This is a genomic window from Campylobacter sp. (assembly GCF_052169515.1).
Taxonomy (GTDB): domain Bacteria; phylum Campylobacterota; class Campylobacteria; order Campylobacterales; family Campylobacteraceae; genus Campylobacter_A.
Genome location: NZ_JBQNCH010000007.1, coordinates 18,466 through 31,603 on the forward strand (window position 1 = coordinate 18,466; position 13,138 = coordinate 31,603).

Here is a 13,138-nt window from a genome sequence, read left to right on the forward strand (position 1 = left end):
GGGAAATTTATGTTAAAAAGTGTTTTGCCACTATCTTTCATTGTCGCAAGCAGATTTTTGAGTCTTTTTATCGTTCTGCCTGTTCTTAGCCTCTACGCCCTAAATTTAGAGGGTGCAAATGAATTTTTAGTGGGGCTCATCGTAGGCGTATATGCGATCTCACAAATGATATTTCAAGTACCATTTGGTGCACTCTCGGACAAGATCGGTCGTAAAAAAGCCCTGACTATAGGCCTTTTAGTTTTTATTGGTGGCTCGATCATTTGCGCTCTAGCAAGCGATATTTACACTATGCTTTTTGGTAGATTCTTACAAGGCATCGGAGCCGTTGGAGCTGTGGCAACAGCTATGATAAGCGACTTTGTCACAGAGGAAAACCGCTCAAAAGCCATGGCAATAATGGGAGTTTTTATAGGTCTTAGTTTTACACTATCGATGGTACTTGGACCGCTATTTGCTAGAAGCTACGGCCTTTCAAGTCTTTTTTACTTTAGCGCCGCTCTTAGTCTCTTTTGCATAGTGCTACTCTACACCGTTGTGCCAAAAGAGATAAAAGTTAGTGAAAAGGCCGAGAAAGTGCCATTTGGAAAGCTATTTTTACAAAAAGACTATATGATCATAAATTTCACATCTTTTATGCAAAAGATGCTTACAAGTACTGCATTTTTAGCTATTCCGATCATCTTGGTGAAAGAATATGGCTACGAAAGTAGCGAGCTTTACAAGGTCTATACGCTTGGTGCCGTGCTTGGGTTTTTAGCTATGGGGCTAGCTGGATTTTTGGGCGATGGAAAAGGCCTTAGCAAGGTCATCTTGATAGCAGGCACGCTACTTTTTGGGCTAACTTACGCTATTTTTGCTTTTAGTTTTTCACTTTTTATCTTTGTACTGGGCGTAGCCATCTTTTTTATTGGCTTTAATATGCATGAGCCTATTATGCAATCAACTGCGACCAAATTTGTAAAATTCTCACAAAAAGGTACTGCTCTTGGAGTTTTTAACTCATTTGGCTACCTTGGCAGCTTTGCTGGAGGAGCAGTTGGTGGATATATATTGCACGCCTTTGACTTTAAAACACTTGCCATCGTATGTGTGGTACTCTGTGTGATCTGGCTTGTTTTACTATTTAGCCTAAATGACCCAAGAATTTTTAAAAATATCTATCTAAGTCCTGATGTGACAATAAATTTGGAGCTGCTAAATAGCCAAAAAGGAGTGGTAGACTACTACAAAAACGAGAAAAACCAAGTGATCAAATTTGACTCTCGCCTAACAAGTGAGGCAGTTTTAAAAGAGAGCTTGAAGTTTTGATCTATGATGTCATCATCGTTGGTGCTGGGGCTAGTGGGCTTTTTCTAGGAGCAAATTTAAAGGGCAAAAAGGTCGCTATCTTAGAGAAAAACAGCAGCGCTGGCAAAAAGATCCTTGCGAGCGGTGGTGGCAGATGCAACATCACAAACCGCTTTGTAAGCGCCAAAAACTATCTTTGTGAGCAAAAAATTGTAGAGCAAATTTTAAAAGTGCTAACTCCGGATCAAATTTTAAAATTTTTTAGTGAGCTTAAATTTAGCGAGCAAAAGCAAAATCAATTTTTTTGTGATAGCGGCGCAAAGAGCGTTTTAAACCTACTTTTAAAGAGACAAAATGCGGATATTTTTTACAATAAAGAAGTTACCAGCGCTAAAAAAGTAGATGAAATTTTTGAAATTTTAACAAAAGATGAGAAATTTAGAGCTAAAAATTTAGTCATCGCAAGTGGTGGACTAAGCTACAAATCTCTTGGTGCAAGCGATATTGGCTACAAGATAGCAGGTGAATTTGGTCTTGAGCTATCGCCTATTTCGCCTGCACTTGTTAGCTTTAGCGTACAAAAAGATGAGTTTTGGTTTAAAGAGCTGAGCGGCGTTAGTTTAAGAGCAGATGTTGAGATAAGTGACAAAAACGATAATCATAAATTTAGTGACAATGTGCTTTTTACACACAGAGGCATAAGCGGTCCAGCAATACTAAACGCATCTTTGTTTTGGCAAAAAGGGCGGATCTACATAAATTTTCTGCCTAGATTTAGTGAGAAAAATTTAATAAACGGCAAAAAGCAGCTTAGCTCGGTTTTACCACTTCCAAAGAGATTTGTGCTGGAGTTTTTAAGGAATTTTGGCTTAAAAGACAAAGCCTTTTATGAGTTTAGTGATGATGAAAAGCGGACTATAAAAAGGCTATTAGCATATGAATTTGCGCCAGCCGGCACATTTGGTTTTGAAAGGGCTGAAGTTACAAAAGGCGGAGTAAAAACTGAATTTTTAGATGAAAATCTACAATGTAAAAGTATAAAAGGACTTTACTTCATAGGCGAAGTCTTGGATATTACTGGCATGCTTGGTGGATATAACCTACACCTAGCATTTGCAAGCGCTTTGAAAGTGGCAAAATATTTGAGATAGCTTGTCCAACTTAAGAGTTGCAATCCAATCTTAAATTGGGCTAAAAGCAAGAACGATATGTCAAAAAGACTTACAGACAAGCATTAAAACTATTTGTGAAATTGACTCTTTACAAATACAAGCAAAGCATGCGTAATATATGTTTTAATGAAAATATTCATGCATATAGCTAAAATCTATAAAATTATTTTAGACAAAATGAATTAGTAAACTTAAAAATTTAAATTCATGAATTCATAGCTAGAATTTAGCAGCTAAGCTTCTTTTATAAAAGAAACGGCCTCGAGAGAATTTGAAAAGATATATTCACTGTCGTTTACCAAATCGGCTCTTTGCCCATATCCGCAAGTAAGGCCAATACCAGTAATAAAAGCAGCTTTTGCAGCTTTAAGATCCATGATAGTATCGCCAACCATAAACGCACCGTTTCTATCCTTTTTTAACCTCTCAAGTGCTAAATTTATAGGCTCAGGATCTGGTTTTGGATTTACAACATCATCTCTGCCAATAACAGTTTTTATAAATTTCATAACACCTAAATGTTCTAGCAAAATGATAGAAAATTTAGAAGTCTTTGTAGTGACAATACCTATATCAGCAAAAGTACTTGCTTCTTTCAAAGCCTCCATTGCATATGGCAAAAGCACAGTTTCATCAAGATAAATTTTCTCATAGCAGGCTTTATATTCTTTTATATAACCATCAAGTAATTTCTTATCTGCACCAAGTTTTTCAAACATTATTTCAAGCGGATATCCAACTAATGATTTTAAAGTATTGTGATTAGGCTCTTTTTTACCGTGAGCCACAAATGCACTATCAAAACCTTTTAAAATAGCAGAAGTTGAGTCTATAAGTGTACCGTCTAAGTCAAAAAGTATAGTTTTTTTCATGATGATCTCCGCAGAAATAAAAAAGGGCCTAGCCGAAGCTAAGCCCTAAAGAAGTAATTTTAAATAATAAAATTATTTATTGAAAGTAGCTTCAACACGTCTGTTTTGAGCGCGACCTTCTTTAGTTTTATTTGTAGCAATTGGTTTAAGCTCGCCGTAACCAACTGTTGAGATTTTTGATTGCTCAACACCATAACCAGCAAGAACTTCTGCCACTGCTTTTGCTCTTTTTTCAGATAGTTTTTGGTTGTAAGCTTCTGTACCTACACTATCAGTATGACCAGCAAGTACAACTTTATAATCTGGATGCTCGCCCATAAAGTCAGCTACTTTTTTGATCTCAGCTGCATAGCTTGGTCCAACTTTGTAGCTATCAAATGCGAAGTTAACATCTAGATCTCTAAGAACGATAACTTTCTCACATCCTCTTTCGTCAACAACTACACCTGCTGGAGTATTAGGGCATTGATCGATATCATTTGGCACACCATCATTATCATCATCAAGAACTGGAGCTGGAGCTGCTGCCGCTGCTACTGGAGCTGCTGCTACAACTGGAGCTGCTTTTGAGTCAAGACCGATGCCAAAACCTAGTGAATAGAATAGGTTATGATCAGCGTGTTCAAATTTGATAGCATCTCTTGCTTCTGCTTTAAGAGCAAATCTATCAGTAACTTGGTATCTTAAACCAAGACCGTATTGACCAAAGCCGCCGTCTTCATTTTTAACAAAAACAGCAGGAACATCTTCATAGCCAGCACCAATTAAACCATATAGGCTAACTGGTCCAAAGTCAACGATATCTTTTACTAGGTTTGCGTGATATCTAAGTACTCTACCTTCTCTTACAACATCACCTGTTCTCTCTTTTATTCTTTGAGAATAGTCAACACCAATCTCAAATTGATTAAAGAAGAAATCTTCAAGATTTCTAGCAACTCTAACACCTACAAAGTTGTTATCTTTTACACGTAAATTTCCCTCTGGGTGAATACCGCCAATAGTTGGAGTAATTTCATAGTTATATGCTGCGTTAGACGCAAAAACCGCAGTTGCGGCAACCATAGCTAAAGCAATCTTTTTCATAGTAGAATTCCTTTCTTTTAGGATTTATTTTAAAGTGGTTACATTTTAACTTAAAAAAAGTTAACTAACCATAAATTATAATTTAATTAATAATGTAAATTTGAAATTTACATAACCTAAAATTTGCAAGAACAAAAAGCACTTGCAAAAAATCATTAACGTTTAGAGAATTGTGGACTTCTTCTAGCTTTTCTTCTACCAAATTTCTTACGTTCAACGGTACGAGAATCCCTAGTTAACAAGCCTTTTGGTTTAAGTGCTAATCTAAAGTCAGCATCCATATTAGCTAAAGCACGTGAAATACCATGTCTTAAAGCCTCAGCTTGTGCTGAATATCCGCCACCTAAAGTTGTAGCTACTACGTCTATTAAGCTCTCTTGTTTTGTTACTAAAAGTGGTTGAATAACCTTAAGTTTTATAGCTTCATGTCCGCCAAGCCAAGTATTAAGATCCATACCATTTACTACGATTTTACCGCTTCCAGACTTTATCCAAACCTTTGCTACGGCAGTTTTTCTTTTACCAGTTGCATAAACTTTTGCCATAATTATTTTCCTTCTTTTTTAGCTATTTGTGCCGTATGAGGATGCTCACTGCCAGCATAAACTTTTAGTTTTTTTATCATCTCTCTTCCAAGTTTTGTTTTTGGAAGCATTCCACGAACAGCTAGCTTGAACAGTTTTTCTGGCTTATTTGCTATCAAATCGCCGAATTTCTCGCTCTTTACGCTGCCAAAATATCCTGAGTGTCTGTGATAAAGTTTGTCTTCAGCCTTGTTATTACCAGTAAATTCTACTTTAGAAGCATTTATGATGATAACATAGTCGCCACAATCTACGTTTGGCGTGAAGCATGGTTTGTTTTTGCCACGAAGTATAGTTGCTACCTCAGTTAGCAATCTACCAAAGCGTTTACCGGCTGCATCAACAACGATCCAGTCTCGCTTAACTTCGTTTGGCTTTGTTATTTTTGTCATTTTCTTACCTTTGCCAAGTTAATTTTTGAGTTGTGATTGTATTTAAATAATACTTTGAAAAAACTTAAATTAAGTAGTCTTTAAACTTCAACAAATGAAATTTTGTCGCTAAGAGCATAAAAAATGACTGCTATTATACTATGTCCTGGATAAAATTTGCTTAATGCCGCCTTATATTCGCTAACTTGTTTTTTATTTTCCTCGATATTTTTATCGGTCGTTTTATAATCAATAACACAAATTTCGTTCTTACCAACACAAAACAAGTCCATCTGTTTTAGTTCATTTCTAACCTTAAATGGCTGCTCTTTATAAATTTCCTTGCCACTTACGCACTCTATAAATTTTGGTTCACTTATAAGCATATTCGCTCTTTTAAAGGCATCCTCAAGCTTTTCTATTGGCAAGAATTTATAAAATTTATTTAGCATCAAATTCTTAGCTCTCAAGAGCGAATTTTCATCGAATTTCTCGCTCATTTCGAGCAAATAGTGAAACGCTAAACCAAAGTAGATCGCACTTAAATTTTTTCCACTTGTTTTTTGCTCTCTTACCTCTACCTCTTGCTTATCTATCTTTAAAATTTCAGGGACTTCTTCATCTTTTTTTATTCCAATTTGCTCTGTTTTACTAGGCAAAATTTTACCAAAACTAAACTCCTTTAGATCAAGATAGTCGTTTACCTCGCTCTTGTCGCTCTTGGTATAAAAAGAGAAAAAGCTTGGATTATTTCCACCTGGATTAGCTTGTTTAACGACAATAAGTGATTTTGTAGCTCTAGTGAAAGCAACGTAAATTTTATTGATATTTTCTTGCTTCTCAAGCTCTCTCATTTGCTCTAATACACCAGCATACTCAGGGTCAAAATTTTCTCTACCTGAGATTTTGCTTTTTACGATCCACTCGCCTTTTTCGCTATATTCGGTTATAAAATTTGAGTCGTTGCCTCTACCCTTACTGATCATATCGCAAACTATAACGTGATCAAACTCGAGCCCCTTTGATTTATGAACAGTCATAATCTTCACACCATCACTGCTTTTAGGGCTAATTTTTGAGCTAAAATTTTCGAGATTAAATATAAAATCACTTAAATTTTTATAGCCACTGCTTAACTCGAAAAGCCTTAATATATCAACATCTGCTAGATTTATGCTCAAATTTTTGGCCAGATAAAATAAGCTCTTTGTCGCGCTATCTTCTACTCTTATTTTTAGTTTTTTAAAATTAGAATTTACAAGCGCTTTTACATTTTTCTCATAAATTTCTTCACCAAATAGACAAAATTTTGCATACTCTATGATAGCTACAACAAATGGCGTCCTCTTTAGCTCTAAAGTACTTTCGTTTACGCTCTTTATGCCCTCTTTGCTAAATTCATCAGAAATGTGTGTTATGTCGCTATTTTTCCAGCAAAGAACCGTTATATCACTTGGATTTACACCAGATTTTATGAGATCATGCGTCTGAGAGAGGACATCGGCCACAATATCTTCGCTACCAAGCACACGAATATATCCGTAGTCATCATCATCTGTCTCAAAATATGGGCATTTGTCACTTACTTTATAGTCTAGCTCATCATCTTTTTTTACTGGATTTTGAGGTACAAACTCAAGCCCATATCTATGATAAATTTCTTCAAAAATCGCATTGTTAAACTTCACCAAAGCTTTTAAACTTCGATAGTTGCTTGGCAAATTTTCTATTTGTATTTGTTTAAAATCCTCCCCAAGCTTGTCAAAAAGCTCTTTTTTTCCACCTCTAAATTTATAGATACTTTGCTTTGTATCGCCCACATAAAAGAAACTGCCAAGCCCATTTTGACCATATCCAGATACGATCTCAGCGATGAGTGGCAAGATGATCTCATATTGGATCACGTTTGTATCTTGAAACTCATCAACCAAAAGATGATTTATTCGCCCATCAAGCCTAAAATAAAGTGTATCTTTGCTCAAATTCTCAACTAAAAGTTTAAAAACAAGCTTATTTATATCAGCAAAACTTAGTGCATTTATCTCTTTATTTAACTCCAAATTTGAACGCTTGTAAATTTCCAAAAGCTTACTAAAGCCACTAAGTCTATATCTTTCTACATCCAAGATATAGTCTTTTATTGCCTCTTTTAGCTCGTTAAAAAGCACGTCAAGCTTGGGCTCATAAATTTTGCTAAATGTGCGGTAATCTAGACTATCTCTTTCAAAAACCTTGCTTTTAAAAAGCTCGAACAAATTTTGCTCTTTAAATGTCTTTTTAACTGTATCACTAGCACCAGCTTGAGAGCAGATATGATCATTTATCGCTTTTTGAGCGGCTCTTACTTTACTATCATCTGGATAATTTGCACTAGTTTCTCTTAGTTCACCGCCAAAGCTTTCATAAAATTTTGACAAAGTCTCTGAAAAGCTCGCCTCTTTTTGACTTGAGATGATCATCATCAAAGCTAGTTTGCTAAGTAGATTTTGATCCCTACTCACCTCTTTTACAAATTTTTTCCACGAAAGATCTTGCAGGCTATCTCGCACGCTATAATCTGGACTAAGGCCTAAATTTTGGCTAAATTTCTTTAAAATTCCAGAAAAAAATGCATCAAATGTATAAATTTTTAGCTCACTTTGCAAAAATGCTCCAAGCCTCTCATCTCGCCTTTTTATCACTTCGCTCTGACTCAAACCAAGCTCTTCGCTAACCTTTTCAAGCTCGCCTTTTTTATTTTGCAAATCCAAAAAAGTTGCGATTATCCGCTCTTTCATCTCATTTGCCGCTTTTTTTGTAAAAGTTAGAGCGATGATTTCATTTATATTTTCACCTCTAAGCACCAAAGCGATATAGCGAACACTAAGAGCGAAAGTCTTTCCACTTCCTGCACTTGCTTTTAGGGCTAAAAAATCTTTCATAACTCTCTCCAACAAAGTATGGCATACTCGCAAAATTTACAAGCACTACTCTTTTTTTCAAAATTTATCTTGGTTTTGTTTATATTTTTTAGATTTTCTATCTCGGCCCCTAGATCATCTATGCTCTTTTTTGAGCTAACTAACGTTGGCTCGTTTTTTAGGGCATAATATGCACTTTTTGCATCGCTGCCATAGAGTGCCTCATAAAAAGCAAGTTGAAGAGAATTTGCATTTGCATCGCCGGTTTTATAATCAAGTATAAAAGGCTCGCCATCGGGACCAGCATCGATCCTATCGATATATCCATAAATTTGTACGCCACAAAAATCTCTTTTTACCTCTTTTTCACACTCCAACACCTTAAATCCTGCATTTAAACGATTGTTTTCAAATTTCTCATAATCTTTAAATTTCTGTATCCAAATTTCAAGCTCAAGTGGCGAGAGAGCCTGCTTTGCTAGCATTTTTTTAAATACAGAAAGATCAAAGATATTATTTTGTATATAAAAATCACTCATATAGTACTCATAAAGTGCGTTGTGGACGCTATTTCCTTGCTTTGAACCAGGCTCGGTTGCTATGCCTTTTGCAGGCCTTATGCCAGCTATCTTTGCGTAATAATACTTCCTTGGACAAGTTAGAAATAAATTTAGCGTGGAAAATGAAAGTTCTTTAGCAAAAAAATCATGCTCCAAAACGATCTCATCATCGCTTAAATTTAGGCTGGCATTGCCTTTTAAAAATAGTTTTAAATAGGCTTCATCACTAAAATTTTTATCTTTTATAGTTCTAAAATTTTTTAAAAATCTTGAAGGAATACTCTCCTCATTGACACAGCAGCTTATAGCAACTTTTTTAGCATTATTTATAAGACTTTCGTAGTAAAATCTCTGTAAATTTTCTCGCTCAAGGTAGCTTATAAGACCTGCTTTTTGCCTCACTTTTGAATTTAAAAACATCTCATTTGTACTTCTTGTAGGGATGAAGTTGTCATTAAAATCAACCACAATAACACCATCAAATTTCATGCCACGACTCTCTAGCATTCCCATGACGCTGATCTTTCCTCCACCTACATCATCTATGCTAAGGCGTGCGATATTTAATAAAAAAATTTCACAAAGCTGTTTTAGGCTAAATTTAAAATACCTACATAAATTTTCGATCCTAAAAAATTCTAAATTAAGCTTTTCCTCGCTCCTTACTTCATCGCTTAGAGCAAAAATTTCATCTACCAGCTCTTTAAATCTGGCAAACTCACAAGGCTCAAAATAGCTTGACTTAAACTTGTTAAAAAGCTCCTCATTCACACCAAACTCGCTTAAGATAAAACCAAACTCCTCGTAACTTTCAAGCTTGCTTTGGTCAAATATAGGATTTGCTTCTTCGTTTATTGCCCTTGTAATGTAAAAAAGTATCTCATAAAATTTAGTACTTTTAAAGCTCTCGCCCATGGCATAGTTAAAAATTTTTCCGCTGTCATGTAGTCTTAAAATTTCACTAAAACTCTCGTCTGGTAAGATCACAGCGATATTTTCTGGCTTTATGCCATCACGCACAAACTCACTAGCTTTCGCCATCACATAAGCACACTGCAGGCTTCTAGTGGTAAATTCTCTCACCAAAACTGGTTCAAATTTGCTTATTTCTTCTAAGCAAACTAGCTCATTTGTCTTTAAATTCAGCTCATATTTTTTATAAGTATCAAGCTCGCTAAGATTTGAAATTTGTTTTATTTTATCAGCTAGCTTTTTATTAAAAATACTTGTTTGAAAGATGATCTTTAGTGTGGTTATTCTTGATATTTTTTCCAGAACTTCCCATTCAAATTCGCTTAAAATTCCATCGATGTGCAGAGAAATTTCACTAAATTTCTTAACGTAATCCTCATTTATAGTATAAATTTTTGGCAAAGTTATATCATCATAAAATTTTTCATGCTCAAGCAAACTCTCATACTTTTTTAAAACTACTTCAAGTATGCTCAAATGCTCCTCAAAATCAGCGTAAATGTCATTAAATTTGATCTCACCAATGCTCTTTTTGCTGATGGCTAGCTCTTTAAAAAATGAAAACAGATAGTCATTATTTTTCAAAAACTCAAAAAACTCAGTTGGTATTTTAAGTACCGAGTTTGCCTCTTTAACGCTGGCACAAGCCCTATTCATAAGAACCAAGGCATACGTACTATCGATCTCAAACCTATCTTTTACAAAAAGCACTTTTTTGTAAAACTCAGCTATACTTAGGCTCTTTGGCAATATCTCATCATTAAAACTAGCGTTAAACTCGCGAATCTTACGTGAGTTTGTAAAAACAAAAAGTTTGTCTAGATTGTGCATTTTTCTCTTTCAAATTTTTAAAAATGATAGCTAAAAGCTTATAAAAGAGCACTTTTACTGCCCAAATTTTAGTTTAAGAGTAAATTTACTTAATGGCGTTGAAGTCGAATTTATAATATCTCGTGTCTTGCTTATCGCTTAGCCTTAAATGTAGCTGCCATCTACCCTCTTTTAGGCTAACACTCTGGCTGATGAGTTCGTTATTTTGCCATGATGCGTTTAGTGTTTTATTCTCTTTATTTGTTTGTGGACGAGTTAGTAAAATTTCATAGCTAAGGCTTGAAATTTCGCCACTTTTTGGAGTTATATAAAATTTAAAATTTCCATTTAATCCATCAAAATTTGGCTCAAATTTTAGACCAAATTTCTCATCAAACCTAGCCTCACTCTCTTTTATAAAAGTTATGTTTTCATCAACCCTTTGATAGCTTTGCATATAGGTGTTATCCATCTCGACCGGATTTTGTAACGCTATGACAATAGTTACAATGCAGGCAATGATGATAGCTATAATAGAAAGGACGATAGCGTAAGGCCAAAACGTTTTTTTATCCATTTTTTACCTTTTTGTAAAAGATGATGACGACAAAAAGTCCGATTAGTCCGTAGACGAAAAATCGCAAGAAATTTAGTGTCGTCTTGTTTGAGCTACCGATGCCGCTTTCTAATTTTAAATTTAAACTTTCAGAGATTTGCTCAGCGATATCTGCGTAGCCATTTAAGATGGCGGCGTTGTAGATATCTTTACCATTTTTTGAGACTAGAATGGGAATGATGGTGCCTGATTCTGGATTAGGACTTAAAATTTGCTCCTTGTTAAAGAGCTGTGAGGTTTTGCTGTCAGCAAAAATTTCTACCTTTTTTTTATCTCTGATAAGAGCCAAAAAGGCAAATGGTGAGCTTAAATTTTGCTCTTTAAAAAGCGCATCCAACTCGCCATCTTTATATACGCCAACCACTAAATTTATGCCGCTTTTTTCATAAAGCTCGCTGCCGATCTCATTTAGCTTTTGGCTCACTTTTTGGCTTAAAATTTCATCGTTATTTATCACAAAATTTGCACCCCAAGCCAAATTTTGACAAAGAAAAATGATAAAAATGAGTGCAAATTTCTTCAAACTTAGCCTACAAAAAGATGATTTGGTGTAAGCACTGACCACGCACAAATGATACCTGCGATAACTATCAGCAGGATAATGGCTTTTTCGATTATGCCTAGCATCACTACTCCTTTATGATGACGTGTTTTGCGTTATCTACGCTTTTCATCTGGATACTAGCCGCATCTTTTAGCGAGTAAGGCTTAGTTGCAACCTCTTGCTGTAAGCCAATACCCATATATGTAAGCACTACAAGGATAGAGAGCAAAAGTACCACCGCTATTAAATAACCGCTAATGCCATTTAAGGCAAAGATATTTCTATTTTTATTTTCCATTATTCGCCCTTTGATAGCGATATGACGTATTCGCCAACTGCTTTTTGCTGGATATCATTTAGTCTGCCGTCGTTAAATTTAGGCATAGCACCGATCGCACCTTTTTTACCACGATTTAGCACATCAGCCACAAATTCTGCTGAACCGTACTTCGTAAGATCAACCGACATACCCTCCATGCCCTTACCGTCTTCGCCGTGACATGCTGTACAAGCTACGTAAAGTTCTTTACCTGTAGCTACTAAATTTTCATTTTTAGTACTTTTTATCGCACTTATCTCTTTAGCTACGTAAGCTGCAATAGCTTTTGCGCCATCAGCGTCAGCTAACCCTGCTGGCATCTCACCCATAGGATACTCAAGCCCTTTTGAACCATTTAATATCGCATCAACTATGCCTTTTTCACTACCCCAAATTTGTAAATTTGCAGCCTTACCGCCGATACCATCGCCTGTGATGCCGTGACATGCTGAGCACTGCACGAGATATATGCTCTCTCCCATAGCATGAAGTGTCTCTTTGCTTGGATTTGCGTACTCTTTTTCAAATTTGGCGTTCGCCTCTTTGACCTCTTTATTGTACTCACCGATTTGAGAGTAAGAATTTAGCGGATAGCCAAGTAAATAGTACCAAATAGCCCAAATAAGTGTTAATAAGAAAACAACCGCCCAACCAAATGGGACTGGATTTTTGTATTCTCCTATACCGTCCCAATTATGCTCGCTAAGCTCTACGTTTTCATCCTTTTTTACCTTCATCTGTCCAACATACTTGCCCGCTACAACGACAGTTAGCACGATTATCAAAATAGCACCTATTAACGCAAGTAAATTTATATTATCTTCTAAATTTAGCCATTGCATACGCTCTCCTTTGTAGCCTTGCGCTCTAAAATTTCTCCGCCGATCTCATCATTAAGAGCAAGTTTTGAATACTGTTCGTAGTTTCTTCTGCCAGTTTTTTCGCTCTTAAAAAGATGAAAAAAGTAGGCATACAAAGTGATTGCCAAAAATGCTGTTAAGAAAAAATAGCCATAAGCTTGAAGCTCTCTAATATTTTCCAT

Annotated in this window: 13 protein-coding genes; 2 read left to right on the forward strand and 11 right to left on the reverse strand. The window is 35.7% G+C overall.

Annotated features, from left to right (window positions below; all coding sequences use genetic code 11):
- The first annotated feature begins 9 nt into the window (after positions 1-9).
- Both ACTTKV_RS03365 and ACTTKV_RS03370 read left to right on the forward strand, forming a co-directional pair.
- The gene (locus ACTTKV_RS03365; protein ID WP_442549239.1) at positions 10-1,311 is read left to right on the forward strand and encodes an MFS transporter; all 1,302 of its coding nucleotides are present in this window, start codon (positions 10-12) and stop codon (positions 1,309-1,311) included.
- Positions 1,308-2,441, forward strand: coding sequence for an NAD(P)/FAD-dependent oxidoreductase (locus ACTTKV_RS03370; protein WP_442549240.1), 1,134 nt, complete (start codon positions 1,308-1,310; stop codon positions 2,439-2,441). Before ACTTKV_RS03365 ends, ACTTKV_RS03370 begins: the two co-directional genes overlap by 4 nt.
- Positions 2,442-2,695: 254 nt before the next feature.
- On the opposite strand, the gene ACTTKV_RS03375 is transcribed toward ACTTKV_RS03370, so the two are convergent.
- From ACTTKV_RS03375 to ACTTKV_RS03425, 11 genes are all read right to left on the reverse strand, one after another.
- Complete coding sequence (locus ACTTKV_RS03375) at positions 2,696-3,334, reverse strand: HAD family hydrolase (RefSeq protein ID WP_442549241.1); 639 nt, start codon at positions 3,332-3,334, stop codon at positions 2,696-2,698.
- 72 nt (positions 3,335-3,406) lie between these two features.
- Positions 3,407-4,420 (reverse strand): OmpA family protein, encoded by a 1,014-nt coding sequence (locus ACTTKV_RS03380; RefSeq protein WP_442549242.1) that lies wholly within the window; start codon positions 4,418-4,420, stop codon positions 3,407-3,409.
- 155 nt (positions 4,421-4,575) lie between these two features.
- Positions 4,576-4,965, reverse strand: coding sequence for a 30S ribosomal protein S9 (rpsI, locus tag ACTTKV_RS03385; RefSeq protein ID WP_442549243.1), 390 nt, complete (start codon positions 4,963-4,965; stop codon positions 4,576-4,578).
- 2 nt (positions 4,966-4,967) lie between these two features.
- On the reverse strand, positions 4,968-5,396 hold the full coding sequence (gene rplM, locus ACTTKV_RS03390) for a 50S ribosomal protein L13 (RefSeq protein ID WP_002939292.1): 429 nt from the start codon (positions 5,394-5,396) through the stop codon (positions 4,968-4,970).
- 80 nt (positions 5,397-5,476) lie between these two features.
- A complete protein-coding gene (locus ACTTKV_RS03395; RefSeq protein ID WP_442549244.1) occupies positions 5,477-8,296 on the reverse strand; it encodes a RecB-like helicase in 2,820 nt (939 codons plus the stop codon).
- On the reverse strand, positions 8,293-10,638 hold the full coding sequence (locus tag ACTTKV_RS03400; protein WP_442549245.1) for a PD-(D/E)XK nuclease family protein: 2,346 nt from the start codon (positions 10,636-10,638) through the stop codon (positions 8,293-8,295). The genes ACTTKV_RS03395 and ACTTKV_RS03400 overlap by 4 nt, the downstream gene beginning before the upstream one ends.
- 85 nt (positions 10,639-10,723) lie before the next feature.
- On the reverse strand, positions 10,724-11,194 hold the full coding sequence (locus tag ACTTKV_RS03405) for a FixH family protein (RefSeq protein ID WP_442549246.1): 471 nt from the start codon (positions 11,192-11,194) through the stop codon (positions 10,724-10,726).
- On the reverse strand, positions 11,187-11,756 hold the full coding sequence (locus ACTTKV_RS03410) for a hypothetical protein (protein ID WP_442549247.1): 570 nt from the start codon (positions 11,754-11,756) through the stop codon (positions 11,187-11,189). Before ACTTKV_RS03410 ends, ACTTKV_RS03405 begins: the two co-directional genes overlap by 8 nt.
- Positions 11,757-11,862: 106 nt before the next feature.
- Positions 11,863-12,075, reverse strand: coding sequence for a DUF4006 family protein (locus tag ACTTKV_RS03415; protein WP_442549248.1), 213 nt, complete (start codon positions 12,073-12,075; stop codon positions 11,863-11,865).
- The gene (locus ACTTKV_RS03420) at positions 12,075-12,938 is read right to left on the reverse strand and encodes a cbb3-type cytochrome c oxidase N-terminal domain-containing protein (RefSeq protein WP_442549249.1); all 864 of its coding nucleotides are present in this window, start codon (positions 12,936-12,938) and stop codon (positions 12,075-12,077) included. The genes ACTTKV_RS03415 and ACTTKV_RS03420 overlap by 1 nt, the downstream gene beginning before the upstream one ends.
- Entirely contained in the window at positions 12,926-13,138 is a 213-nt protein-coding gene (locus ACTTKV_RS03425) for a cytochrome c oxidase, cbb3-type, CcoQ subunit (RefSeq protein WP_442549250.1), read from the reverse strand. Before ACTTKV_RS03425 ends, ACTTKV_RS03420 begins: the two co-directional genes overlap by 13 nt.